The 25,158-nt window shown below is 63.6% G+C and carries 19 protein-coding genes, 1 tRNA gene and 1 riboswitch; of the genes, 11 read left to right on the top strand and 9 right to left on the bottom strand.

What is annotated here, in order from left to right:
• Positions 1-10 precede the first annotated feature (10 nt).
• Both RA164_RS05620 and nth read left to right on the top strand, forming a co-directional pair.
• The gene (locus RA164_RS05620) at positions 11-619 is read left to right on the top strand and encodes an RnfABCDGE type electron transport complex subunit B (RefSeq protein ID WP_329742983.1); all 609 of its coding nucleotides are present in this window, start codon (positions 11-13) and stop codon (positions 617-619) included.
• Positions 616-1,254 carry an endonuclease III gene (gene nth / locus RA164_RS05615; protein ID WP_329742982.1) on the top strand — a complete coding sequence of 213 codons (639 nt, stop codon included), beginning with the start codon at positions 616-618 and terminating at the stop codon, positions 1,252-1,254. The genes RA164_RS05620 and nth overlap by 4 nt, the downstream gene beginning before the upstream one ends.
• 157 nt (positions 1,255-1,411) lie before the next feature.
• On the opposite strand, the gene RA164_RS05610 is transcribed toward nth, so the two are convergent.
• Positions 1,412-2,713 (bottom strand): carbohydrate porin, encoded by a 1,302-nt coding sequence (locus tag RA164_RS05610; protein ID WP_329742981.1) that lies wholly within the window; start codon positions 2,711-2,713, stop codon positions 1,412-1,414.
• Positions 2,714-2,904: 191 nt separating this feature from the next.
• Between RA164_RS05610 and rnt the strand changes: the two genes are divergently transcribed.
• From rnt to phoU, 6 genes are all read left to right on the top strand, one after another.
• Entirely contained in the window at positions 2,905-3,555 is a 651-nt protein-coding gene (rnt, locus tag RA164_RS05605; protein ID WP_329742980.1) for a ribonuclease T, read from the top strand.
• 148 nt (positions 3,556-3,703) lie between these two features.
• Positions 3,704-4,780: a phosphate ABC transporter substrate-binding protein PstS gene (pstS, locus tag RA164_RS05600; protein ID WP_329742979.1), complete on the top strand. Its 1,077-nt coding sequence runs from the start codon at positions 3,704-3,706 to the stop codon at positions 4,778-4,780.
• Positions 4,781-4,952: 172 nt separating this feature from the next.
• Positions 4,953-5,915 (top strand): phosphate ABC transporter permease subunit PstC, encoded by a 963-nt coding sequence (gene pstC / locus RA164_RS05595; protein WP_329742978.1) that lies wholly within the window; start codon positions 4,953-4,955, stop codon positions 5,913-5,915.
• Positions 5,912-6,805: a phosphate ABC transporter permease PstA gene (gene pstA, locus RA164_RS05590; RefSeq protein ID WP_329742977.1), complete on the top strand. Its 894-nt coding sequence runs from the start codon at positions 5,912-5,914 to the stop codon at positions 6,803-6,805. Before pstC ends, pstA begins: the two co-directional genes overlap by 4 nt.
• A 24-nt stretch (positions 6,806-6,829) precedes the next feature.
• Positions 6,830-7,651, top strand: a complete 822-nt coding sequence (pstB, locus tag RA164_RS05585) for a phosphate ABC transporter ATP-binding protein PstB (RefSeq protein WP_329742976.1) — start codon at positions 6,830-6,832, stop codon at positions 7,649-7,651.
• Positions 7,652-7,692: 41 nt separating this feature from the next.
• A complete protein-coding gene (phoU, locus tag RA164_RS05580; protein WP_329742975.1) occupies positions 7,693-8,430 on the top strand; it encodes a phosphate signaling complex protein PhoU in 738 nt (245 codons plus the stop codon).
• A gap of 58 nt (positions 8,431-8,488) precedes the next feature.
• On the opposite strand, the gene RA164_RS05575 is transcribed toward phoU, so the two are convergent.
• From RA164_RS05575 to rnr, 3 genes are read right to left on the bottom strand one after another with little or no spacing between them, the layout of a single operon-like run.
• On the bottom strand, positions 8,489-8,764 hold the full coding sequence (locus RA164_RS05575; protein WP_329742974.1) for a CBU_0592 family membrane protein: 276 nt from the start codon (positions 8,762-8,764) through the stop codon (positions 8,489-8,491).
• Positions 8,761-9,507 carry a 23S rRNA (guanosine(2251)-2'-O)-methyltransferase RlmB gene (gene rlmB, locus RA164_RS05570; RefSeq protein WP_329742973.1) on the bottom strand — a complete coding sequence of 249 codons (747 nt, stop codon included), beginning with the start codon at positions 9,505-9,507 and terminating at the stop codon, positions 8,761-8,763. The genes RA164_RS05575 and rlmB overlap by 4 nt, the downstream gene beginning before the upstream one ends.
• On the bottom strand, positions 9,504-12,086 hold the full coding sequence (gene rnr, locus RA164_RS05565; protein ID WP_412731067.1) for a ribonuclease R: 2,583 nt from the start codon (positions 12,084-12,086) through the stop codon (positions 9,504-9,506). The genes rlmB and rnr overlap by 4 nt, the downstream gene beginning before the upstream one ends.
• 140 nt (positions 12,087-12,226) lie before the next feature.
• Between rnr and RA164_RS05560 the strand changes: the two genes are divergently transcribed.
• Positions 12,227-12,311: transfer RNA gene (locus tag RA164_RS05560), tRNA-Leu, on the top strand.
• 76 nt (positions 12,312-12,387) lie between these two features.
• Complete coding sequence (locus RA164_RS05555; protein WP_329742972.1) at positions 12,388-13,014, top strand: HAD family hydrolase; 627 nt, start codon at positions 12,388-12,390, stop codon at positions 13,012-13,014.
• Here RA164_RS05555 and RA164_RS05550 read toward each other — a convergent pair.
• Complete coding sequence (locus tag RA164_RS05550) at positions 13,002-13,412, bottom strand: VOC family protein (protein WP_329742971.1); 411 nt, start codon at positions 13,410-13,412, stop codon at positions 13,002-13,004. The two genes, RA164_RS05555 and RA164_RS05550, sit on opposite strands and share 13 nt — an antisense overlap.
• A gap of 188 nt (positions 13,413-13,600) precedes the next feature.
• Positions 13,601-13,708: riboswitch (glycine riboswitch) on the top strand.
• Positions 13,709-13,746: 38 nt separating this feature from the next.
• On the opposite strand from RA164_RS05550, the gene gcvP reads away from it, so the two are divergent.
• Complete coding sequence (gene gcvP, locus RA164_RS05545) at positions 13,747-16,695, top strand: aminomethyl-transferring glycine dehydrogenase (protein WP_329742970.1); 2,949 nt, start codon at positions 13,747-13,749, stop codon at positions 16,693-16,695.
• Positions 16,696-16,855: 160 nt separating this feature from the next.
• On the opposite strand, the gene RA164_RS05540 is transcribed toward gcvP, so the two are convergent.
• The 4 genes from RA164_RS05540 to RA164_RS05525 form a co-directional block, all read right to left on the bottom strand.
• The gene (locus RA164_RS05540) at positions 16,856-19,945 is read right to left on the bottom strand and encodes a type I restriction endonuclease subunit R (protein ID WP_329742969.1); all 3,090 of its coding nucleotides are present in this window, start codon (positions 19,943-19,945) and stop codon (positions 16,856-16,858) included.
• 10 nt (positions 19,946-19,955) lie between these two features.
• The gene (locus RA164_RS05535) at positions 19,956-21,242 is read right to left on the bottom strand and encodes a restriction endonuclease subunit S (protein WP_329742968.1); all 1,287 of its coding nucleotides are present in this window, start codon (positions 21,240-21,242) and stop codon (positions 19,956-19,958) included.
• Positions 21,239-23,632, bottom strand: a complete 2,394-nt coding sequence (locus tag RA164_RS05530; protein ID WP_329742967.1) for a type I restriction-modification system subunit M — start codon at positions 23,630-23,632, stop codon at positions 21,239-21,241. The genes RA164_RS05535 and RA164_RS05530 overlap by 4 nt, the downstream gene beginning before the upstream one ends.
• Positions 23,633-23,814: 182 nt before the next feature.
• Positions 23,815-25,146, bottom strand: a complete 1,332-nt coding sequence (locus RA164_RS05525) for a type II toxin-antitoxin system HipA family toxin (RefSeq protein WP_329742966.1) — start codon at positions 25,144-25,146, stop codon at positions 23,815-23,817.
• Positions 25,147-25,158 lie beyond the last annotated feature (12 nt).

Raw genomic sequence — 25,158 nt, 5'->3', positions numbered from 1 at the left:
GCGCTGCGCCGTGGCAACGTTGGTCGAACACATCGACGCGATCCTGCCGCAGACGCAATGCGAGCAATGCGGCTACCACGGCTGCCGCCCCTATGCCGAGGCGATCGCCCGTGGTGACGCCGAGATCAACCAGTGCCCGCCCGGCGGAGCCATCGGCATCGCCCGGCTGGCCGCGCTGCTGGACCGCCCGACGCTGCCGCTGAACCCGGCCAACGGGGTCGAGAAGCCGCGCATGCTGGCGCGCGTGATCGAGGCCGACTGCATCGGCTGCACCAAGTGCATCCAGGTCTGCCCGGTCGACGCCATCGTCGGTGCGGCCAAGCTCATGCACACGGTGATCGCCGACGACTGCACCGGCTGCGAACTGTGCGTACCGGCCTGCCCGGTCGACTGCATCGCACTGGAACCGATGCCGCCCGAACAGATCGACACTGCGCATGCCGACGCCGCCCGCGCGCACTTCCAGCGCCGCGAGGCACGCCTGGCCCGCGAGCGTGAGGCGCGCGAAGCGGAGCTGGCCCGGCGCAAGGCCGCCACCGATGCCGCCATCACCTCGTCCAATCCGGTGCTGGCGGCGCTGGCCCGCGCCCGCGCAAGACAACAGGACAGCCAGTCATGAAACGCGCCGACGTCATCGAACTGTTCACCCGGCTGCGCGAACTCGACCCGAAGCCCACCACCGAGCTGGCCTACGAAACGCCGTTCGAGCTGCTGGTCGCCGTGGTGCTGTCGGCCCAGGCCACCGACGTGGGCGTGAACAAGGCCACGCGCAAACTCTACCCGGTCGCCAACACGCCGCAGACGATCCTGGCCCTCGGCGAGGACACGCTGAAGACCTACATCGCCACCATCGGCCTGTTCAATGCCAAGGCCCGGAACGTGATCGCCCTGTGCCGTATCCTGGTGGAGCAGCACGACGGCGAGGTGCCGCGCACCCGTGAGGCACTGGAAGCCCTGCCCGGCGTGGGCCGCAAGACCGCCAACGTGGTGCTGAACACGGCCTTCGGCCAGCCGACCATTGCCGTCGACACGCACATCTTCCGTGTTGCCAACCGCACCGGGCTGGCGCCCGGCAAGGACGTGCGTGCGGTCGAGGACAAGCTGGAGAAAGTGGTGCCGGCCGAATTCAAGCAGGACGCCCATCACTGGCTGATCCTGCACGGCCGCTACGTGTGCAAGGCACGCAAGCCGGATTGCCCGCACTGCGTGATCCGCGACCTGTGCCGCTACAAGGCCAAGACGCCGGCAGGCTGAGCCGACCCGGCAAGCGCCACCGGGATGCAGAAAAACAAACGGCGGGCCAAGCCCGCCGTTTTCCGTCCCTGGGTCCAACTCCTTACGATATCTCTTGCTGCTGCATGCCTGCGGCCATGATGCCGCAGGCATGTGACAGTTCCGGGAAGTCCGGATGTCAGAACGCAACCTGGCCGAAAACGCCGATCTCGTTGGTCTTCAGCTTCTGCACGTGCGCCGGCACCGGGGTGCTGACTTCGCTGTTGCTGGTGTCGTGCTTCCACACGGCGGCCAGGTCGAAGCCCTTGGTGACCTTGTACTGCAGGCCAAGGTTGTAATAGACGTCCTTGTTCTGCGGGTTCAGGGTCTGGCTCAGCTTGGCGTTGTCGTAACGGCCGAACACGGCCCACTCGTCATTGAGCGGCACGCTGGCCCACAGCGAGTAACCATGCGCCTTGTCCGAGGACACGGTGGTCACGTTGTTCCAGTCCTTGGCGTTGAAGTACTCGACACCGGCACGGAACAGGCTGCTGTGATAGGCCACCATCAGGTCACCGCGGCTGGCAGTGTGCTGGGTGCTGGTGTTCTGGGTTTCCTTGCCACGGTTGCCGTCGTAACCGCCCAGGGCAACCATCAGGCCCTTGACCGGCTCGAAGCCGATGCGGGCTTCCACATCCATGCCCTTGCTGCGACCCGGGTTCTTGTAGCCATTGCCGTTGACCACGGACACCGCGTAGTTGAACGCACCGGCGGTACCCAGGGCGTGCGCGCCCCAGTCAGCCGAGTTGGCGAAATGCAGGCGGTCGGTGATGGTGTTCTCGACGTAGCGGAAGCCGTACCAGTTCTCCACGAACGGAATCCACGGCATGTCGGCCGAACCGACGCGCAGGATGAACGCCTTGTCGAACTTGCCCTGCACGTAAGCCTTCTTCACGAACAGGTTGGTCGCACCAGTGGAGCTGGAGTAACCGATGTCGGTGGTCAGGTTGGCCGACCAGGTGTCGTTGAACTTGTGGTCGACACCCAGGTAGAAGCGCTTGATATCGAAACCGAAGCCGGTGTTGTTGGTCTTGCCCGTGTCGCTGTTCTTCTGGTCGATGTTGCTGAAGTCGAAGTACATCTTGCCGCCAATCTTAGTGTTATTGACGAACTTCTCGATGTTGTCGACCTTCTTCTGAAGATCAGCGCTGGGTGCGGCAGCGATCTGCTGGGCCTGGGCCTGCTGCTGTGCCTGAACCTGCTGGACCTGTTGCGCCGTCTGCTGCTGGACCTGCTCCTGCGTGGTGGACTGGTTCTGCAGCTGGTCGACCTTCTGCTGCAGCGCTGCCAGCTGGGCCTTGAGTTCGGCGATCTCCGTCGCCGTCGAGGTCCGGACCACCCTGACATGGTGCTTGTGGGTCTGGGCGGGCGCGGCAACGGTCGCGAAGCTGGTCACGCCCAACCCGGTAGCGATGGCTACCGCGAGCATCTTAGAACGCATGGATAAGTCTCCACATATAGGGTAAGAATCAACTCGACCGCCCCCTGTCTTTGTGGTGGCCGGCGAAGTCTGTGCGGCGTCGGGAAGTGAGCCGCTGCTTAAGATTGTGTTCGGTCTCTGTTACAGAACAGAGACAATTGCGCACATTCCGATAGCCATTCGTAAACTGGCCCGACTGCTATGCTTCGCGCATGAGCTCGATGAACAACAGCATGGCCGGCCGCATGGCCGAGCGGTTTCGTGGCTTCCTGCCGGTTGTCGTGGACGTGGAAACAGGCGGCTTCGACGACGAGCGCGATGCGCTGCTGGAAATTGCCGCCATCACCATTCATATGGATGACGAGGGATGGCTGCACCCCGACCCGGTCGTGTCCACGCATGTGGAGCCGTTCCCCGGCGCCAATCTGGATCCGCGCGCGCTGGAAGTGACCGGCATCGACCCGGACAACCCGCTGCGCGGCGCGCAGCACGAGCGCACCGCGCTGGAACACATCTTCCAGCCGGTGCGCCAGGCCATGCGCGAACGCGGCTGCCAGCGCGCGATCCTGGTTGGCCACAATGCAGCCTTCGACCTGGGCTTTCTCAATGCCGCAGTGCGCCGCACCGGCAACAAGCGCAACCCGTTCCACCCCTTCAGCTGTTTCGACACGGCCACCCTGGGCGGCCTGGCCTATGGCCAGACCGTTCTGAGCAAGGCGGTCCTGGCGGCCGGGCAGACCTTCGACGCCCAGCAGGCCCATTCGGCGGTGTACGATGCCGAGCAGACCGCGCGGCTGTTTTGCGGAATCGTCAACCGCTGGAAGACGCTGGAAGACCTGGAGCTGCGCCAGCTAACAGACTGATCCACCAGCATTTCCATGCCACCAGGCAGAATTTCCCAGCCTGAATCGCCCCTGGCGATGCAACGAAGCTGTCACATTCGACTGAAAGAATGCCGGCGGCTTATCGATTTGAGCCGTCACCTCTTCGAATCCAATCAGGAATCCAGACATGACCATGCATGTTGCCAAGCGTCGTATCAGCAAGCGGGGGGTGGTCATTGCCGCCGCGGCGATGATTGCCATTGCCGGCCCGGCCGTCGCCGCCACGACCAACCTGGTGGAGACGGGCTCCAGCCTGCTCTACCCGCTCTTCAACCTGTGGGTCCCTGCCTATACCCAGAGCCACCCGGACGTGCGCATCAACACCGCCTCCACGGGTAGCGGCACGGGTATCGCGCAGTCGATCGAGGGCATAGCCCAGTTCGGCGCGTCCGACGCCTACCTCAGCGACATGCAGATGAAGAAGAACCCGGGGATGCTGAACATTCCGGTCGCCATCTCGTCGCAGATGATCAACTACAACGTCCCGGGTCTGAACGACAAGAACCTGAAGCTGGACGGCCCGGTCATCGCCGGCATGTACGACGGCCAGATCCGCTACTGGGACAACGCCCAGATCAAGGCGCTGAACCCCGGCCTGCCCCTGCCGCACAAGGAAATCGTGCCGATCCACCGCGCTGACGGCAGCGGCGACACCTTCATGTTCACCCAGTTCCTGAGCTTCAGCGACACCGGCTGGCACAACAAGATCGGCTACGGCACGTCCGTCAGCTGGCCGTCCGTGCCCAGCGCGATCGGTGCCACCGGCAACCCGGGCATGGTCACCGCGATGAAGAACAGCCCGTACTCGATCGCCTACGTCGGCGTCAGCTTCAAGAGCGAGACCGACAAGGCCGGCTTCGGCGAAGCGATGCTGAAGAACCGCTCCGGCAAGTTCGTCAAGCTGGACGAGCGGACCGTGCCGGCCGCTGCTGCCGCGATGGTGCCGAAGACCCCGAAGGACGAGCGCATCAGCATGATCTTCGCGCCGGGCGCCGAGTCCTATCCGATCATCAACTACGAGTATGTGATCGTGAACAGCAAGCAGTCCTCGCCGGAAACCGCCAAGGTCATGCGCGACTTCCTGAACTGGGCCGTGAACGAGAAGGGCGGCAACTCCATGCAGTACCTGAAGCAGGTCAACTTCCTGCCGCTGCCCCCGTCGGCCCGTGCGCTGACGATGAAGCAGATCGCCGAAATCCACTGATCGCGGCGTAAGATGTCCCCTGCCGCCGTCGCCCCTCGCGGGCACGGCGGCAGGCTTGCCTCCCGGTTCCGGAATTCATTTGCACTGTTCAAGGATGCGGTATCGGTCCATTCGCTGCGATGCGCCATATATAATGTGACCATTGCACCCCTTTACCTGGACGCTCCCTGACATGCGACATGCAGGCGGACCTTTTCGCATCTTCGTGGCCATGTTTGCCGCGGTGATTCCCCTCTCGATCGGTGCGCTGATCGCATTCCTGTTCTACAACGCCTGGCCGGCGATCCACTTCAACGGCCTGGATTTCCTGACCCAGAGTTCATGGAACCTGGGCAACCAGTACGGCGATGCCGTCACTGTCCGCGGCGCCGAAGTAATGCCCGGCGCGTCGTTCGGCATCCTGTTCCTGATCGTGGGCACCCTGGCCAGCTCGCTGATCGCCCTGCTGCTGGCGATTCCGATCGGCCTGGGCGCCGCCGTGTTCCTTGCCGAAGCCGTGCCTGCGCGCCTGCGCCAGCCGGCCTCGCTGCTGGTCGAGCTGCTCGCCTCGGTACCCAGCGTCGTGTTCGGCCTGTGGGGTTACGTGGTATTGATCCCGTTCGCCTCCAAGCATCTCTACCCGTTCCTGTCCAAGGTGCTGGGCTTCATTCCGTTCTTTGCGCCGCCGACCCGCAATGGCTACGGCCTGCTGACCTCGGGCATCGTGCTGGCGCTGATGGTGGTACCGCTGATCACCGCGAACATGCGCGAAGCGGTGATGACCACGCCGCGCGCCCTGCGCGAGGCCGGCCTGGCCACCGGCGCCACCCGTTTCGAGGTGATGCGCCATATCGTGCTGCCGCGCCTGCGCCTGCCGCTGATCGGCGTCAGCACCCTGGCGCTGGGGCGCGCCCTGGGCGAGACAATGGCGGTACTGATGGTCAGCGGCAACGCCATCAACATCCTGCCCCATCGCGTCTACAGCTCGATCTCCACGATGGCCGCCTTCATGGTGTCCCAGCTCGACAGCGCCCTGCAGGATCCCTCCGGCATGGCGGTGAACAGCATCACCGAGATCGGCCTGATCCTGCTCCTTATCTCGATGCTGGTTAACGGCATCGCGCGCCTGCTGGTCTCCAGGATATCCACGCTGTGAGTACGCTTTCCCCCACCGCTTCGTCGGCGCCCACGACCAACCTCGCGCTGTATCGCCGTCGCCGTCTGTACAACCTGATCGGCTGGACCGTGTTCGGGCTGTTCTTCGCGCTGCTGGCGTTCGCCCTGCTCGACATCGTCGGCACCGTGCTCAAGCGCGGCTGGCCGGCACTGAGCCTGGAGCTGTTCACCAAACCGACCAACGGCGTCAGTGGCGGTCTGCTCAACGCGATCATCGGCACCTTCGCGCTGACCGTCGGCTCGCTGATCCTGGCCGCGCCGGTCGGCGTGTTCAGCGGCATCTTCGTTTCCGAGTACCAGAGCAGCCCGTTCGCCCGCGTGATCCGCTACCTGTCCGACGTGATGGTGGGCGTGCCGTCCATCGTGTTCGGTCTGTTCGGCTACATCACCATGGTGACGTGGCTGGGCTGGCAGTTCTCGATGCTGGCCGGCTGCATCACTCTGGCGCTGATGATCATCCCGTATATCCTGCGCACCACTGAACTGGCTCTGCGCGGCGTGGCGCCGGAACTGCGCGAAGCGGCCTATGCGCTGGGCGCCGGTCATGCCACGGTGGTGATGCGGGTGATCCTGCGCTCGTGCTTCAGCCGCGTGATGACCGGCATCCTGCTGGCCATGGCGATTTCCATGGGCGAGACGGCGCCGCTGATCTACACCGTCAACTGGTCCAACTACGTGTGGGACGGGCACCTGACCCGGGAGCCGGTCGCCTACCTCACCTACGTGATCTGGTCCTTCATCAATGAGCCCTTCGACAGTGCGCATGCGCTGGCTTATGCCGCGGCATTGCTGATCACCGTCTTCGTGCTGCTCATCACCATCTTCGCACGACTGGCGCTGTCGAAATTCACCTCGAACCAGACCCACTAAGCGCCCACGCCGGAATCCAAGACCATGAATGACAGTACCAATCTTGCCGAAGCCGCCGACAACGTGGTGAGCGCCAGTTCCATCAACCCCGAGCAGGTCAAGATCAAGATCGACGACCTCGCGTTCTACTACGGCGACTACAAGGCGATCAACGGCGTATCGATGCCGCTGCACACCAACCGGGTCACGGCCTTCATCGGACCGTCCGGCTGCGGCAAGTCGACCCTGCTGCGCGTGCTGAACCGCATCTACGACCTGTACCCGCACCAGCGCGCCGAAGGTTCGGTGCTGCTCGACGGGAAGGACATCCTCGGCCCCGGCGTGGACCTGAACCTGCTGCGCGCCCGCGTCGGCATGGTGTTCCAGAAGCCGACACCGTTCCCGATGTCGATCTACGACAACATCGCGTTCGGCATCCGCCTGTACGAGAAGCTCGGCAAGGCTGACATGAACGATCGCGTCGAGAGCGCCCTGCGCCGCGCGGCGCTGTGGGACGAGGTCAAGGACAAGCTGCACCAGATCGGCTCGGGTCTGTCAGGCGGCCAGCAGCAGCGGCTGTGCATAGCCCGCACCATCGCGCTGCGTCCTTCCGTGCTGCTGCTGGACGAGCCCGCCTCGGCGCTGGACCCGATCGCCACCGGCCGCATCGAGCAGCTGATCGAGGAGCTCAAGCACGACTACACCATCGTGATCGTCACCCATAACATGCAGCAGGCAGCGCGCGTGTCCGACTACACGGCCTTCATGTACATGGGCGAGCTGATCGAATTCTCCAAGACCGAGGTCCTCTTCACCAAGCCCGGCAAGAAGCAGACCGAAGACTACATCACCGGCCGTTTCGGCTGACGCAACCGCGCCACCCGCACCGAGCAGATCACGAGGCACCCATGAATACCGGCAAAGACCACATCATCAAGAGCTACGACGACGAGCTGGCCCGCCTGACCGGCGAACTGGTGCGCATGGGCGAACTGGCAGTCAGCCAGCTTGAAGCCGCGATCGACGTCGTCGAACGTCGCGACGGACGGGCCGCCCAGCACGTCGTGAACAACGACGACGCGATCGACCAGCTCGAGCAGGAAATCAGCCACGACGTGGTGCGCCTGCTGGCGCTGCGCGCCCCCATGGCCAGCGACCTGCGCAACGTGTTCGCCGCGCTGCGCATCGCCGCCGACATCGAGCGCATCGGCGATTACGCCGCCAACGTGGCCAAGCGCTCGATCCCGCTGTCGATGGTCGCCCCGATCGCCCCGACCGGCGGCCTGGCGCACCTGGCCGAACTGGCCGCCGAGGAAGTACGCGGGGTGCTGGGCGCCTACCGTGACGGCGATGCCGACCGCGCCTACGAGGTATGGAAGGACGATGCGGACCTGGACGAGGCCTACACCGGCTACTTCCGCCAGCTGCTCACCTACATGATGGAAGACCCGCGTAACATCACGCCGTGCACGCACCTGCTGTTCATGGCCAAGAACATCGAGCGCATCGGCGACCACGCCACCAACATCGCCGAGAACGTCTGGTTCCAGGTCAAGGGCGAGCCGCTGGACAAGCAGCGCGTCAAGCGCGACCTGACCGCCAACCCGGGCATGCCCATGCCCAACCTCGGCGATCGCGAAAGCTGAACCTGCAGGTCAGTCTCATCGTGCCATCAGGCCAGCTCCGGCCTGATGGCCTACGCCATCATTCGGGCGTCTTTTCCTTGAGTTCGCGCCGTTTCTGCATGCCACGCGCGACGCCGTAGATGCCGATCAGCAGCCAGGCCACCTGCATCAGGAAGGCGGGCCAGTTGAACCGGCCGAACAGCAGGGACAGCATCACGCCCAGCGCGCCCAGGATATTCATCAGCTGGTAGGTCAGCCGGTTGCCGTGCAGCTTGTGGGCCTGCAGCAGGAAATACGCCAGCAGCACCAGCAGCACGCCGGCATAACCGGCCCAGTCGTACCAGAAGAAGGTCATCGCTGTGCGCTCCGTTGCCGCAGGGCCTCGAACAGTACGACGCCGGCTGCGACAGAAACGTTGAGGCTTTCCATCGAGCCGGGCATGGGAATCTTCGCCACAAAATCGCAGGTCTCGCGGGTCAACCGGCGCATGCCTTCGCCCTCGCTGCCCAGCACCAGCGCCACCGGACCTTTCAGGTCGAGGGTATAGACCGACTGCGTCGTGTCGCCAGCCAGGCCGGTGATCCAGACGCCCGCGTCCTTCAGCTCGCGCAGGGTCCGCGCCAGGTTGGTGACCGCCAGCAGCGGCACCCGGTCGGCACCGCCGGCCGAGGCACGCCGGACCACCGGGGTGAGGCCGACCGCGCGGTCCTTCGGCACGATCACTGCGGTGACGTTCGCTGCGGCGGCACTGCGCAGACAGGCACCGAGGTTGTGCGGATCGGTCACGCCATCGAGCACCAGCACCAGCGCTTCGCCACCGGCCTGTTCCAGCAGGCGTGGCAGGTCATGCTCACTGGCCATCGGCGGCGCTTCGTAAAGCGCCGCCACGCCCTGGTGCCGCGCGGCGCCAGCCAGCTTCTCGAGCTGCTCACGCGGCCGATGATGCACCGGAATCTTCAATGCCTTGGCGCGCTCGGCCAGCTCCTGCACGCGCGGATTGCGCTGGCCGTTTTCCACCAGCAGCTCGCGCACACGCTCGGCGTCGTTGCTCAACGCACCCTCGACCGGGTTGATCCCGACGATCCAACTTTCGCTCATGTCCTGCCTTTCGGTTGCTTCGGCTTGCGGCCGCTCGGTTTGTTCGATGTCGGCGCGGCGGCCTTGCCGCGCTTCGGTGGCGCACTGCCCGATGCACGCGAGGATCGGGCCGCACCCTTCCCGGGCTTCGGTGACGCCGACTTGCCGCCGCGGAATGCACGCGCATCCGGCGACGGATTATCGCCTGTACGACGCCCGTGCGGCGATGCCCGATCGTCCGCCGCCCGGCTACCCGCACGCTTGGGCAGCGAATAACGTTCGCCCGCGGCGGCGTAGTCGAACGCCTTGCGCCCATCGCTTGCGGCCGGCGCACTCGCACGCGGAGCCACCAAGCGGAAGTCGATCTTGCGATCCTCCAGGCTGGCGCGCAGCACCTGCACGCGCACGTGGTCGCCAAGCCGGTACTGCTTGCCCGTCCGCTCGCCCTTCAACAGGTGACGCTGCGGATCGAAGTGGTAGTAGTCGTTGCTGAGCTGGCTGATGTGGACCAGGCCGGACACCTTCGACTCGTCCAGCTCAACGAACAACCCGAACGAAGTGACGCCGGTGACCGTGCCGTCGAAGCTCTCGCCCACGTGCTTGGCCATCCAGGCGCACTTGAAGCGCTCATCGACGTCGCGCTCGGCTTCCTCGGCGCGACGCTCGCGCTGTGAGCAGTGCACCGCCATGGCCGCCATCTGCGTGGGGCTGTAGGTGTAACCGGCCGGCTTGCCACGCCCGATCGCGTAGCGGATGGCCCGGTGCACCAGCAGGTCCGGATAGCGGCGGATCGGCGAGGTGAAGTGTGCGTAGGCGGTCAGCGCCAGCCCGAAGTGGCCGCGATTGTCCGGCTGGTACGCCGCCATGCTCTGCGCGCGCAGCAGCACGCTCTGGATCAGCTCGCGTTCGGGACGATCCTTCACCAGCCTCAGCACGTCGGCGAAGTCACCGGGCGTCACGTCTTCCAGCGGCGGCAGGCGCAGCTTGAACTCGCGCAGGAACTGCTGCACGTCTTCGTACTTTTCGGCCGGCGGCGGCTCGTGCGCGCGGAACAGCGCGGGAATCTTCTTCTTTTCCAGGAACAGTGCCGCCTGCACGTTGGCGGCGATCATGCATTCCTCGATCAGCTTGTGCGCATCGTTGCGCACGGTGGCACCGGCCGATTCCACCTCGCCACGCTGGTCTAGGCGGAACTTCACCTCCGGCGTCTCGAAATCGATCGCGCCGCGCCGGCGACGCTGCGCCGCCATCGCCTTGTACAACGCGTGCAGGTTCTCCAGCTGCGGCAACACGTCGGCCACCTCGTGCCGTGCGTCCGCATCGTCCAGGCCGATGACCTGCCACACCTTGTCGTAGGTAAGCCGTGCATGCGAGCGCATCACGGCCGCATAGAACTTCGACTTGACCACATCGCCGTCGCTGCCCACCTGCATGTCGCAGACCATGCACAGGCGATCCACCTTCGGGTTGAGCGAGCAGATGCCGTTGGACAAGGTCTCCGGCAGCATCGGCACCACGAAGCCGGGGAAATAGGTGGACGTGCTGCGCTCGTAGGCTTCGCGGTCCAGCGCGCTGTCGACGCGCACGTAATGGGAAACGTCGGCGATCGCCACCACCAGGCGCCAACCGCCGCCACGCTTCGGCTCGGCGTACACCGCGTCGTCGAAGTCGCGCGCGTCGGCGCCATCGATGGTCACCAGCGGCAGCTTGCGCAGGTCGATGCGGCCTTCGCATTCGGCCGCCGTCACCTGCGGCTCCACCTGCGCGGCTTCGTCGAGCACGGCCTTCGGCCACTCGTGCGGCAGGTCGTAGCTGGCGATCGCCATTTCCACCAGCAGCGATGGCTGCAGGCGCTCACCCAGCACCGACACGATGCGGCCCAACGGACCGCGATGGAACGTGGGCGGATCGGTGATTTCAGCCACCACGATCTGCCCGGCTCGCGCGTCCTGGGTCTGCCCCGGCGGAATCATCACATCCAGGTGCATGCGCCGGTCGTCGGGTGCCACCAGGGTCACGCCGTTCTCGGTCACCACCCGTCCGACCAGGCGCGGCGAGCGTCGTTCCAGCACCTCGACGATCGCTCCCTGACGACGGCCGCGCCGGTCCAGGCCGACCACGCTGGCCAGCACGCGGTCGCCATGCAGCACGGTGCGCATCTGTTGCGGCGACAGGTACAGGTCATCGCCGCCTTCGTCCGGACGCAGGAAGCCGTAACCCTCGGCATTGGCCAGCACCACACCCGGAATCAGGTCCAGCTTCTGCGCCGGGGCATAGCCGCCGCGCCGGCCGAGCAGCAACTGGCCGTCGCGCACCATCGCACCCAGTCGCTTGTGCAGCGCGCCCACCTCGTAGGCATCGTGCAGTTCCAGCGCCTCGGCGATACGCGCCTCGGTCAGCAGTTCGCCGCGTGCTTCCAGCAGACCCAGGATCGCCTCGCGGCTGGGAATCGGCCGCTCGTAGCGTTGGGCTTCGCGCTCGGCGTGCGGGTCGCGCAGGTTGTTCTTGTCCGCCTTGCGCGCGTTCCGTTTCGATGGCTTGCCGGCGGGCGTCTTGCCTGTCCGCGCCACACCGCTGTCCTGTCTGGTTTTTCTGGTCACTGAATTGCCTTGTGGAGAGCCTTGCGCCAAGTGTCGCGCAAGGCCGAATGAAATGTTTTCGAAATTGGTGTTGACAAGGTAGCAGGAGGTCCCTACTCTACGCGGCTCACGCAGACCACCGGTCGCGACGTGAACCACCTGCCCAGGTGGCGGAATTGGTAGACGCACTAGTTTCAGGTACTAGCGGGTAAAACCGTGGAGGTTCGAGTCCTCTCCTGGGCACCAATTGTAGATGAAGCCTGCAGCGATGCGGGCTTTGTCGTTTTCGGGATTCATGTTCGCGCCGGTGGAGAATCCGTCGATGCCGACTTCGCCGCACACGCTCGCCAGCGCACGCCACTGGGTGTTCGACCTGGACGGCACGCTGACCGTCGCCGTGCACGACTTTGCCGCGATCCGGCGCGCACTGGCGATTCGCGACGACGAGGACATCCTCGCCCACATCGCCGCCCTGCCCGCTCACGAAGCCGAGGCCAAGCGCGCCTGGCTGCTGGAACACGAGCGCGAACTGGCGCATGCGTCACGCCCTGCCGCGGGTGCGGTGAATCTGGTCCGCGCGCTCGCGGCACGCGGCTGCCGGCTGGGCATCCTTACCCGCAACCTGCGCGAACTGGCATTGATTTCGCTGCAGGCGATCGGCCTGGCCGACTGCTTCCGCCCCGCCGACGTGCTGGGCCGCGAGGACGCCTCGCCCAAACCCGACTCGGCCGGCCTGCAGCGGCTGGCCGCGGGCTGGGCCATCGAACCCGGCAGTCTGACCATGGTCGGCGACTACGCCTACGACCTGGCCTGCGCCCGTGCCGTCGGTGCGCGGGCCATACTGGTGAACCTGCCCGACAACCGCTGGCCCGAACTGGCCGACTGGCACTTCGCCGACTGTCATGGCCTGGCCGCGGCGCTGGACGGCCCGAGCGGTCAGGCGAACTGAGCCGGCCCCTTCAGTTCGACCATGTTGCCCTGTGGGTCGTAACAGTAGATCGACGGCCCCTCGCCGCGCGCGCCGTAGCGCGAGCCGGTCTCGCCGATGCGCACGCCATGCGCCCTGAGGTGCGCGAGGATCGCCGCCTCATCGTAGTCCTCCACCCGCAGGCACAGATGGTCCATGTTGTGGCCTTCGCGACCCGGCGCCGCGCCGCCGTAGCGGCCCAGTTTGCCGCCGACGTCGACCAGGTCGATCAGCGAGGCGCCGGCGCGCAGCTGCACCAGGCCGATCCCGTCCTGCCTGCGCTCCTCGCGACAACCCAGCACCTCACAGTAGAAACGCTGCATCGCGCGGATATCGATGGCGCGCAGAACCACGTGGTCGATTTCACCGATCCGCATCACGGAGAAACCCCTGTCCGGGAGTCAGTCCGCAGGATAACGCGCGCCGTCGGCCAAGACGCTTTCCAGGCCTCGCCCACTGTATAATCGCCGGCGTAAAACGCATGGTGGGAGAAGCAGCCGTTCCGCAGGGAACGCGCCGCTGCCGAAGGCGCAACGCCCGTAATCGCTCAGGCCCCATACCATCCTGCGCTAAGCACTCTGGAGAGACCGGTTGAATCCGGCGCCGAAGGGGCACGAATCCCAGGCCTGCAGCCTGCGGCTTCCAAACTCTCAGGCAAAAGGACAGAGGGGCGCCCCGCGTGCGGCCTGCACGCGCCTTCGGACGCCCCATGCCATGAGCCAGAACAACGCTTCCCCCTCGCTGCGCGAACTCGAGCAGCACGACGCCTTCGTCGCGCGCCACATCGGCCCCAACGATGCCGAGATCACCGACATGCTGCACGCCATCGGCCACGACTCGCTGGACGCGATGACCGACGCCATCGTGCCGGGCAAGATCAAGTCGCCGGCCCCGCTGGCGCTGCCGCCGTCGATGACCGAGGTGGAAGCGCTGGCCCGGATCCGCGCCGTGGCAGGCAAGAACCAGGTGTTCAGGAGCTTCATCGGCCAGGGCTACTACGGCACCCACACGCCCAACGTCATCCTGCGCAACGTGCTGGAAAACCCCGCCTGGTACACCGCCTACACGCCTTACCAGGCCGAGATCTCGCAGGGTCGCATGGAAGCGCTGATCAACTTCCAGACCATGTGCGCCGACCTCACCGGCATGGAGATCGCCAACGCCTCGCTGCTGGACGAAGCCACCGCGGCGGCGGAGGCGATGACCCTGGCCAAGCGTTCGGCCAAGGCCAAGGGCAACACCATCGTGGTATCCGGCGACGCGCACCCGCAGACCATCGAGGTGATGCGCACGCGCGCCGAGCCGTTGGGGCTGACCGTCAAGCTGGCCAACTCCGCCGAGGAATGGGACGCCGCGATTGCCGCCGACGACTACTTCGCCGCACTGATCCAGTACCCCGCCAGCAGCGGCTGGCTGATGGACTGGAGCGACGAGGTCGCCAAGATTCACGCCAGGCAGGCACTGGCCTTGTTCGCCACCGACCTGCTGGCGCTGACCCTGCTGAAGCCGCCGGGCGAGATGGGCGCAGACATCGTCATCGGCAACACCCAGCGCTTCGGCGTACCGTTTGGTTTCGGCGGTCCGCACGCCGCCTTCATGGCCTGCCGCGACGCCTACAAGCGCTCGATGCCGGGCCGCCTGATCGGCGTGTCGATCGACGCCGAAGGCAACAAGGCCTACCGCCTGACCCTGCAGACGCGCGAACAGCACATCCGCCGCGAGAAGGCCACCAGCAACATCTGCACCGCGCAGGTGCTGCTGGCGGTCATGGCCTCGATGTACGCCGTCTACCACGGCCCCGAGGGCCTCACCCGCATCGCCTCGCGCGTGGCGCGCCTTACCGCCATCCTGAAGGCCGGCCTGCAGCAGCTCGGCTTCACCGCCAGCCACCACGACAGCGCGTTCGACACCATCAGCCTGAAGACCGGCGAGCGCACCGACGCCATCGCGGCACGTGCGGTGGCGATGGGCGCGAACCTGCGCAAGGCGTGGGACGAGTACCTGTGCGTCTCGCTGGACGAAACCACCACTCGCGCCGACATCGAACTGCTGTGGCGCATCTTCGGCGGCGACGACGCCACCCTGCCCAGCATCGACGCACTGGACGCCAGCGCGCCGTCGCTGATCCCGCAGGCGCTGCGTCGCACCTCGGCGTTCCTCACCCACCCGGTGTTCAACACGCATCACAGCGAGCACGAACTGCTGCGCTACCTGCGTTCGCTGGCCGACAAGGACCTGGCAATGGACCGCACGATGATCCCGCTGGGTTCGTGCACCATGAAGCTCAACGCCACCGCCGAGATGATCCCGGTGACGTGGCCGGAATTCGCCAACATCCATCCGTTCGCGCCTGCCGAACAGACCCGCGGCTACGAAGAACTGATCGCCGGCCTGGAAGCGCAGCTGGTGGAAATCACCGGCTACGACGCGGTGAGCCTGCAGCCGAACTCCGGTGCACAGGGCGAATACGCCGGCCTGCTGGCGATCCGCGCCTACCACCAGTCGCGCGGCGAAGGTCACCGCGACATCTGCCTGATTCCCGAGTCTGCCCACGGCACCAACCCCGCGTCCGCGCAGATGTGCGGCATGCGCGTGGTGGTGACCAAGTGCGACGCCAACGGCAACGTGGACCTGGAAGACATCCGCGCGCAGGCCGAGAAGCATTCGGACAAGCTGGCCGCGATCATGCTGACCTACCCGTCCACCCACGGCGTGTTCGAGGAAGACGTGGTCGCCATCTGCGACATCGTCCACCAGCACGGCGGCCAGGTGTACACCGACGGCGCCAACATGAACGCGCTGGTCGGCGTGGCCAAGCCCGGCAAGTGGGGCTCGGACGTCAGCCACCTAAACCTGCACAAGACCTTCTGCATTCCGCACGGCGGCGGCGGCCCCGGCGTGGGTCCGTGCGCGGTGCGCTCGCACCTCGCGCCGTTCCTGCCCGGTGCGCTCGGCAACGACGGCGCACGCACGCAGGGTACCGGCAACGGTGCCATGGTCAGCGCGGCCACCTTCGGCAGCGCCAGCATCCTGCCGATCAGCTGGATGTACATCACCCTGATGGGCCAGCACGGCCTGCGCAAAGCCACCCAGGTGGCACTGCTCAACGCCAACTACATCGCCAGGCGCCTGGCACCGCACTACAAGACGCTGTACACCGGCCGCAACGGCCTGGTGGCGCACGAGTGCATCCTCGACCTGCGCCCGTTGAAGGACAGCACCGGCATCAGCGCCGAGGACGTGGCCAAGCGCCTGATCGACTTCGGCTTCCACGCCCCAACGCTGAGCTTCCCGGTGGCCGGCACGCTGATGGTGGAACCCACCGAGAGCGAGTCGAAGCACGAGCTGGACCGCTTCATCGACGCGATGATCCAGATCCGCGACGAGATCCGCGCCATCGAGGACGGCAAGCTCGATGCGGAGGACAACCCGCTCAAGCACGCCCCGCACACCGCCACCCAGGTGGCCGCCAGCGAATGGACCCACGCCTACCCGCGCGAACTGGCCGCCTTCCCGCTGCCCAGCCTGAAACTGCAGAAGTACTGGTCGCCGGTAGCCCGCGTGGACAACGTCTACGGCGACAAGAACGTGTTCTGCAGCTGCGTGCCGATCGGCGACTTCAAGGACGAACCCGAAGCGTTCAGCGAACCGAACGTGGCGTAAGCCGCACGCGCAACGCACATCAAAAAGCCCTACTTCGGTGGGGCTCTTTTGTTTCCTCGTTCCGCCAGCTCAGGCGGGAGAAGCCACCGCCGCCACGCGAAAGTGTGGAGTTCCCAGGATTTCGTGGGCACCCTTTGTCGAAGGTGGTGCCCGATGGTCATCATTCAGGCGCGGACTCAAGCTTGTGCGCACCAACTGATAACACTTCTCGCACGCTGTGGTATAGCGCCAACCGGAATGCATCATCCTGCGCGTGAAGCTTGTAAAGCTCCAGCTCTTCCTTTCTTCGGCGCAACATCACGTCTTTCATGATCTTCTCGAAGGCAAGCTCACGGGCGTATGGATCCGGGTTATCGCTGAATTTCTCCTCGAAATCCGGATGCGCCTTGACGCTGTCGACGATGTTGAGGAACTTCACACGCTGCTCTTCCGGCGTGGCGCTCCAGCCCTGGAACCACCGCTCGTTGAAACTGCGGATGATGTCCTCAAGCGGGTCTTCCTGGACATCGCCGCCGCGGTAGCCGCGCGGGTTGGGATTTTGGGGATAGAGTTCGGACGCTCCGGGATCGAGCCCAATAGCCTGATGCAGCTTCGTGCGCTGCAACCCATATGAGGACAGATCGACCGCCTCCAGCAACTCGTCGAGCGCATCCTCGTCGGGGTCCTTGATCTTGAGCTTCGGGATGAGAAATTTCAGGAACCAGAACAGCTTCTCCCAAGCCAGCACCTCGAAGGGCATGATCGATGCCATCTGTCCATAGATCTTCACGAACTGCTTGACCTTGATCTTGTAGTCGATCTTGTCCTTGTCCTCGAGCTCCAGTTCGTCGTTGAACCGCGCGGCCGCCGTATCGATCAGCGGGCTCAGCTTTTGAGCGTCTTCATTGCTGAAGAAGCGTGTGCAGAACTCCTCAACCTCGGCCCATTCATAGACACCCGCATCGTCGAGCGTCGCCTTCAGCTCGTGCAGGACGTTCACGTCGGTCGCTTCCGAAAGAGTGGTCACGGTGAAGAACGGATCGAAGGCGTCCTTGATGTCTTTGGTCGAATTGAAGAAATCGAGCACGAAGAGGTCCTCCGTGCGTTTGCCCAGCCTCGGGGATGAGCGATTCAGACGCGACAGCGCCTGCACGGCGAGGACTAGCTGCAGCTTCTTGTCAACATACATCGCGCAAAGCTTCGGCTGATCGAAGCCCGTCAGGTACTTGTTCGCCACAACCAGCAGTCGGAACGTGTTCTCGACATTCTGGCCGCTCAGGACCATCGGCTGGCCTTTGTCGTCGTAGCCGTCGAAATAGAAGCGCGTCTTGTCTTCGGGAAAACCGTTCAACTCGGCTTCGGTGTACTTGATCCCGTCGACTTCCTTCTCGCCGGAGAATGCGATCAGTGCCTGGAACGGGTTCCCTCGACGCGCCAGCTCGCTCTGCACGGCCTTGTAGTAGCGGATCGCCGACTCGATATTCTGCGTGACAATCATGCCCCTGGCCTGGCCGCGCAGCTTCTTGGCGTTGACCACACTGCCGATGAAGTGATCCAGCATCACCTCCGCCTTGGTGTTGATCGTCTGCTGGCTGCGCTCGACGTAGGCGCGCAGCTTCTTCTGTGCCTTGACGGTATCGAAGCGGGGGTTCTCCCGGATGGACTTCTCGATCTCGTAGTAACTCTTGTAGGTCGTGTAGTTGGCCAGCACGTCGAGGATGAAGCCCTCCTCGATCGCCTGCTTCATGCTGTAGAGATGGAAAGGCTTGAAGCTTCCGTCGGGCTGCCTGGCGCCGAACTTTTCCAGCGTGGTGTTCTTCGGTGTGGCCGTGAAGGCGAAGTAGGACGCATTGCCGCGCATCTTGCGCGCCTGCATCGCCGCCAGAATTCGGTCCTGCGGATCGTCTTCATCGGGGTCATCGCTACTGCCGCCGCCCATGGCCTGGTTCATGCGGTCGTGGGCCGTGCCGCTCTGGCTGCTGTGGGCCTCGTCGATGATCACGGCAAAACGCTTGTCGCTGAGATCGGCAATACCGTCGATGATGAAAGGGAATTTCTGGATCGTGGTGATGATGATCTTCTTGCCGCTTTCCAGCGCAGCCTTGAGATCGGCCGCGCGCATCGCCGGCGCGACTATGTTCTTCACCTCGGAAAAGTCCCGGATGTTGTCGCGCAGCTGCTTGTCCAACAGGCGGCGATCGGTCACCACGATCACACTGTCGAACAACGGCGCGTCCAGCGCTCGTGCACCGGGAAGACCCAATGCATCTGGATAGGTCTCAATCAACTGATAGGCCGTCCACGTGATGCTGTTGGACTTGCCCGAACCGGCCGAATGCTGGATCAGATAGCTCTGTCCCACGCCATGCCCGGCGGCGTGACGTAGCAACTGCCGCACCACATCCAGCTGGTGGTAGCGCGGGAAGATCAGGGTTTTCTTCGCCAACGGATCGGCCGGCTTGCCTTCCAACAGCACGAAATGCTGGATGATTCCGGCCATGCTGGCCGGCTGGAAGACCTCTTCCCACAGATAGGCGGTCTTGTGGCCGTTGGGGTTGGGTGGGTTGCCCGCGCCCTCGTGGTGACCCTTGTTGAACGGCAGGAACCATGTGGAGCCGCCCGCCAGCTTGGTCGTCATCCAGACTTCGTCCGTATCGGCGGCCATGTGGACCAGCGTGCGACCGAACTGCATCAAAGTCTGCGAGGCATCACGCTCGCGGTACTGCTTTTGCCCGTGATAGCGGGCGGTCTGGTGGGTCCAGGGGTTCTTCAACTCCAGAGTGACGACTGGCAGGCCGTTGAGGAACAGCACCATGTCCACCGACTCATTCGGATTCGCCAGACTGTGATGCACCTGCCGGGTCACACTCCAGATATTGGCGGCGAAGTTGTCGTGCACCCTTTGCGCGGAGCTGGCCAGCGGCGCCGGATACATCAGGGTGAAATGCGCGTCATCGACCGGCAGGCCCTTCTTCAGCACATGCAGCACGCCCTTGCGCTTCACCAGCTTGTCGAACTGCCCGAGGACCTTGGCCTGCCAGTCGGCAGGGTTGCGGTCCTTTAGCCGCTCCAGCGCCTGGCCCTGGGTCGCCTCGAGGAAGGCCCAGAACAGGCGCGTGTCGAGCGCGAGGTTGGCGTCGAAGTCAGCAGGACGGCCGATGCGGCAGGGGCCACTCTCGGCGCCGCCTGTGGCCAGCTCCTCTGTGGTGGTGCCGGTCAGGTGCCGTTCGATGGCCTGTTCCAGCGCGATTTCCTTGGTGTTGCTGACCATCCCTTCCCCCTTAGCAGACTTTAATCTTTCCCGTGACTGCCGCGTTGATCAGGCTCGTCTTGTATTCCTTGAGTGCGGAAATCTGGTCCTGCTTAATTGAAATTGCCCTATCTGACTTATCTAAAATTTCATCCAAACGGTCAGCAATGAACTTCTGCTCGTCAAGCGGGATGACGGGAAGCGGAACCATCGCGAAGTTGTCGAATCTCAGTGCCTGACCATCACGAACAAGGTTTGAAGTCGCTTGCAGAGCTTCGATATACCCTTTCGACTTGAATAGATATTTGAAGAATCGAGCGTATATCTGCGACCCAGGTTTGAGAGCGACATAGGCGGAACTGACGCAGCCGGTGTATTCGGAATATTCAAGACCGCCCTGAAAACTCCTCATGCTCATCACGAAGTCGCCTGCTTCAACGTGCTTCAATATGTCGAAATCCAAGAAGACGGCCACAACCCGACGCCCCTCAAGCTCCATGAACATATCCTGAGGTATGACGCCGTATTTCTGGGTAGCTGCCAACTGCGGATCACCCTTGATTGCTCTTTGCTTACGGTTTTCAAACAACCACTTGGGGTTTTCGATCTCCCAATGCGCGGGGATCTGGCCGATCCAGTCGATGCCGCTGTCCTTCATGGGGGCGTCGGGGTTCAGGCCGCGGGTGACGGCCTGCTGGATCAAGATCTGCCTTCGCTCGCGCAAGAGCTTGATCTGCTCCTCCTTGATCCGCACCGCCTCATCGATCTTCGCGCATTTGCCATCCAGAAACGTCGCGATTGCGCGTTGTTCAGGGTGCGGCGGGATTGTGATCGAGCACCTTCTTAAGGCTGGCCAATAAAGGTTCCTCTGGATGGTGCCCACACCTTTCGAACTTACCAGGAAGTGAGAAACTGTCGTCGAGGTCTGAAAGTAGTAATCCGCGAAACGTGAGTCAAAGCTATCGCTAAGCTCAAGGACGATGTAGGCAGGGCTTACGATCCCCGTGTACTCGGACACACCTACGGAACCACGCCAAGCCTGTTGGTTATTGAGAACAAGATTGCCAGGGCAAACGACCTGATACTTGGAAAGGTCGGTGCTGGTAGCGTTAGTCCGCTTTTCCTCGACGTCTGAGAAGCGAATTACGCCCCGGCCAAGGTAAACCGATAGAAGCTCAAGATCTGGCCGGTTCGCCTCGGAGACGACGCGTGCGGCGGCCAAAAGCGGTTTGACTTCCCAATGCGCTGGTGCTTCGGGGATCCATTTGACGTCTGTGGTCTTATAACTTTTATATTTCGGATAGGCCGCAATGTTCATTCCGCCGGCTCCAGCTCCGATTCCACTTCGACGCCTAGGATATCCGCGATCAACCCGTCGGCCTTCTTCTCCAACGCCAGGATGTCCTGCGTCACCGACTCCAGACTGCGCAGCGGCTTGTGCCGGTAGAAATACTTGTTGAAGCTGATTTCGTAGCCGATCTTCACGCTGTCGAGGTTGATCCAGGCCTCCTCCACATGCGGCTTCACCTCTGCCAGGAAGTAGCGGTGGATGCTGTCCTTCAATGGCACGCTTTCCGCATCGCGCAGGTCGGTCGCGGTCTCATAGGTCAGGTAGCTGCCATCCTTTTGGCGGTACCAGCCGAAATCGGCCAGTTCGTCGATGGTGCAGCCCAGATGGGTCGTCAGCTCGTCCAGCTCAGCGCTTGAGAGCTTGTGCCGCTTGGCAATGACCTTTTCGGCGTTCTCGTCGTACCAACTGACCGCGTTGAGGATGGCATTCTTCTCGGAGGCCGAGAGTTCGAGCTCGCGGGCCTTTATCGCCTTGCTTACTCGAGAGCGGAAGGCATTGAAGTCCGCTGTCTCCTCCGTGCCGATGTCCCCCATGAGTACCGTGGCAGCCCCCATCACGTCGCGCAGGGCCTTCCAGCGCTTGGTGTCGGTCAGCTTGCCGCGCTGCTTGGCGTTCAGGGTGATGCCCTGCTCTTCACACCACTTGGCGATGGGCTTGACCTGCCCCTTGAGGAAACCGGGCTTGTAGACCTGTTCGCCATGCTCGGCCCAGAGCCATTCCATCGGCTCACGAAGTGACTTGTCGAAGCGCAATGTTGCAATGCGCTCGGCGCTGAAGGCAGCGCGGCGCCGGTCGGGGCGCTCGATGGTAACCTTGTAGTAGCCGAAGTCCGCGTTGTCGAAGACCTTTACAGCGATGCCGACGGGGTCGTTGTTGGCGTCGATGGCGCGCTCGATGGGCGCGAAAGCCAGATAGGCGTTGGTGATCGCTTCAATATGCTCGGGGGAGAATTCGCAGTTCTTGTCGCCCAGGTTCTTGCGCAGCTTGCGGTACAGCAGGTTGGCGTCGATCAGCTGGACCTTGCCCTTGCGCGGCTCGGGTTTGGCGTTGGTCAGCAGCCAGATGTAGGTGGTGATGCCGGTGTTGTAGAACAGGTTGTTGGGCAGCTGGATGATGGTGTCCAGCATGTCGTTCTCGATGATGTAGCGGCGGATGTTGGACTCGCCGCTGCCCGCGTCGCCGGTGAACAGGCTGGAGCCGTTGTGGACCGAGGCGATACGCGAGCCGATCGGGCTGGTGCCCACGGGCTTCATCTTGTTGACCATTTCCATCAGGAACAGGAGCTGGCCGTCGGAGGTGCGCGGCGTGGCGTCGGCCGTTTCCTTGTTGCCCCAGTAGTCGGTCAACTCGACGAGGAATCGCGGATCGATGACTTGCTTGTCGTCCTTGATGTATTTGACCTCGCTGCTCCAGCTTTTCCCGTAGGGCGGGTTGGACAGCATGAAGTCGAAGCGGTCGGCCGAGAATTCATCGGTGGAGAGCGTGGAGCCGACCCGGATGTTCTCGGGGTTGTTGCCCTTGATCATCATGTCCGACTTGCAGATGGCGTAGGTCTCGTCGTTGATCTCCTTTCCATAGAGATAGACGTCGCCGCGAGCCTGGATCGGGCCGTCCGCATTCTTGATGTAGTTCTGCGACTCGGTGAGCATGCCGCCGCTGCCGCAGGCGGGGTCGTAGATGGTCATGACCGGCGGCAGTTGATCCTTGATCGGATCGAAGACGAGATGGGTCATGAGGTGGATCACCTCGCGCGGGGTGAAGTGCTCGCCGGCCTCCTCGTTGTTCTCTTCGTTGAACTTGCGGATCAGCTCTTCGAAGACATAGCCCATACCAAGGTTGGACAGGGCGGGCAGCGTATTGCCCTCCGGATCTTCCACCTCGTGCGGCGTGAGGTTGATGTAGGGCGAGACGAACTTCTCGATGACGTCGAGAAGCACCTGCTTGTTCGCCATGTGCCGCATCTGGTCGAGCAGCTTGAAGCGGGTAATGATCTCCTTGACGTTGCTGCTGAAGCCGTCGAGGTAGTCCTCAATGTTGGCCAGCAGGATCTGCTGGTTGTTGGTGGCGGCGCCGTACAGCTTTTTCAGCGTCCACGGGCTGGTGTTGTAGAACACGTAGCCCGACGCTTCGCACAGCGGCTCATCGTCCAATTCCAGCGCCTGCATGTCCTCCTTCTGGTAGCGCACCTCCGCCAGGACCGCATCCTTGGTCGGCTCCAGAAGCGTGTCCAGACGACGCAAGACAACCATGGGCAGGATGACATCACGGTACTTGCCGCGAACGTAGACGTCGCGCAGGCAGTCGTCGGCAATGCGCCAGATAAAGGAAACAAGCTGGTTGTGCGAAAGGTGATTCATTGGTGCCTTGGGATACGTTCTGTTCGATGAAACCGCGTCGTTAGTTGGCTATCTGCGCCGTGACGCTGTGGTCGATGTTCAAGCTGGGCAATCAGGACTGACGTCCTTGGCGACGCCTTTCGATGTGTCGCGATTTGTTCCCTCACCTCGACCGGGACTGATGTGCCGATGCCGGGTATATATCATGCCTCCTGTCCAATCCTGCGCTTGTCAGGCTCACTACCCAACCGCCTGGCAGCCGCCGCCATGCCCGCACTTACTGCCTCAAAGACGGCTATCGGAAACCCATCGGGCAAGCGCGAGGCCACACCATCCAATACGGCCGGCATCTTTCCAAGCACGGCATCGATGAGCGCAGGGACCTCCGGCAAACCCAGAGCCGAGCCCATCTCCACCCAGTGCCAGCGATGAATCTCTTGGAGGTGATAGTGGCGATTCTTACCCGTTACCGCCATGGCGAGTCTTGCCTCGCGCGGATTCAGGCGATTCGTGCCGCGCCCCATGATGGGATAGGCGGACAGCACGTCATACAGCGGTGTCATGCGATAGCGGCCGCCGGGTAGCAGGAACAGGCTGAAGTTCTTGGCGTGGCCGTCAGTGGCGGCCATCAGCCAGAACAGCAGCTGGCTTTTGAAGAATGTCTCTCGATCTGCCAGTGCATCTTCGGAACCGCGCAGCACCTCCATGATCTGTCGGATACCGGGGCCACCATCGGTTTCGTATTTCCTGCCCGGCGGCACGCCCAGCGCCTGGCAGAAATCCTCCTGCGGGTTGCGTATCCACCACGAGCCGTCGCCTGCAAGGGTGCGGTCGAAACGTTGGACGATGAGCGCCTTCTGGTCTTCGAAACGGCCGATCGCGGTTCGGGCGACGTCGAATCCGAACGCGCGGGCAATCTCCATCGACAGCCACTCGATTTCCACCGAGTCGCGCATGTCTGCCCGCATGTTGCCGACCAGGCCCAGCGGCAATTTGAAAAGGTGCGTGCTCGGCGTGGATTGCCGCGGGATGCACCACTGGCCCCCGTGCCACAGCAGTGCGGTCTTCTCTTGGGCACCGGCGATGGACAGGCGGAACGCTTCGCGCTCGCGCTGGCCCAGCGGGCCGGCCAGCGTGGTATCGCGGAGCACTTGGGCAACCTCGGCTTTCGTCAGAGGAACAGCATCGATGCGATAGACGTCCTTGGGCTCGGTACCCGCCGGCACCAGTTGCAGGGCACCGGCACAGTCGCGCCCCACTGCCGCCAACAGGTCGAAGGATGCCGTACTTGCCGCGTCGTAGCGATCACGTAGCCGACGCAGGATGCGATCGTTATCTGGAAGCAAGTTGTCGAAATACGCTGCCACGGTCGCGGAGGGCAGAGGCGCAGCCTTACCGCGAGTGCCCGCGACAGTGAATGGCAACGAGAGCGACAGCGGGCGCCCTTCCGGCGCTGCCATCCAGTCGGCGTCGTAGGTGAGCTGATCCGCGCCACTACGCGTGCGCTCCCAGCGGCCGACATACAGGCCATTCATCCATAGGTCGAG

The organism is Dyella sp. A6, assembly GCF_036320485.1.
Classification (GTDB): Bacteria; Pseudomonadota; Gammaproteobacteria; order Xanthomonadales; family Rhodanobacteraceae; genus Rhodanobacter_A; species Rhodanobacter_A aluminiiresistens.
Note: the sequence above shows the minus strand (reverse complement) of the source record. Positions and strands in the feature narration are given on the sequence as shown.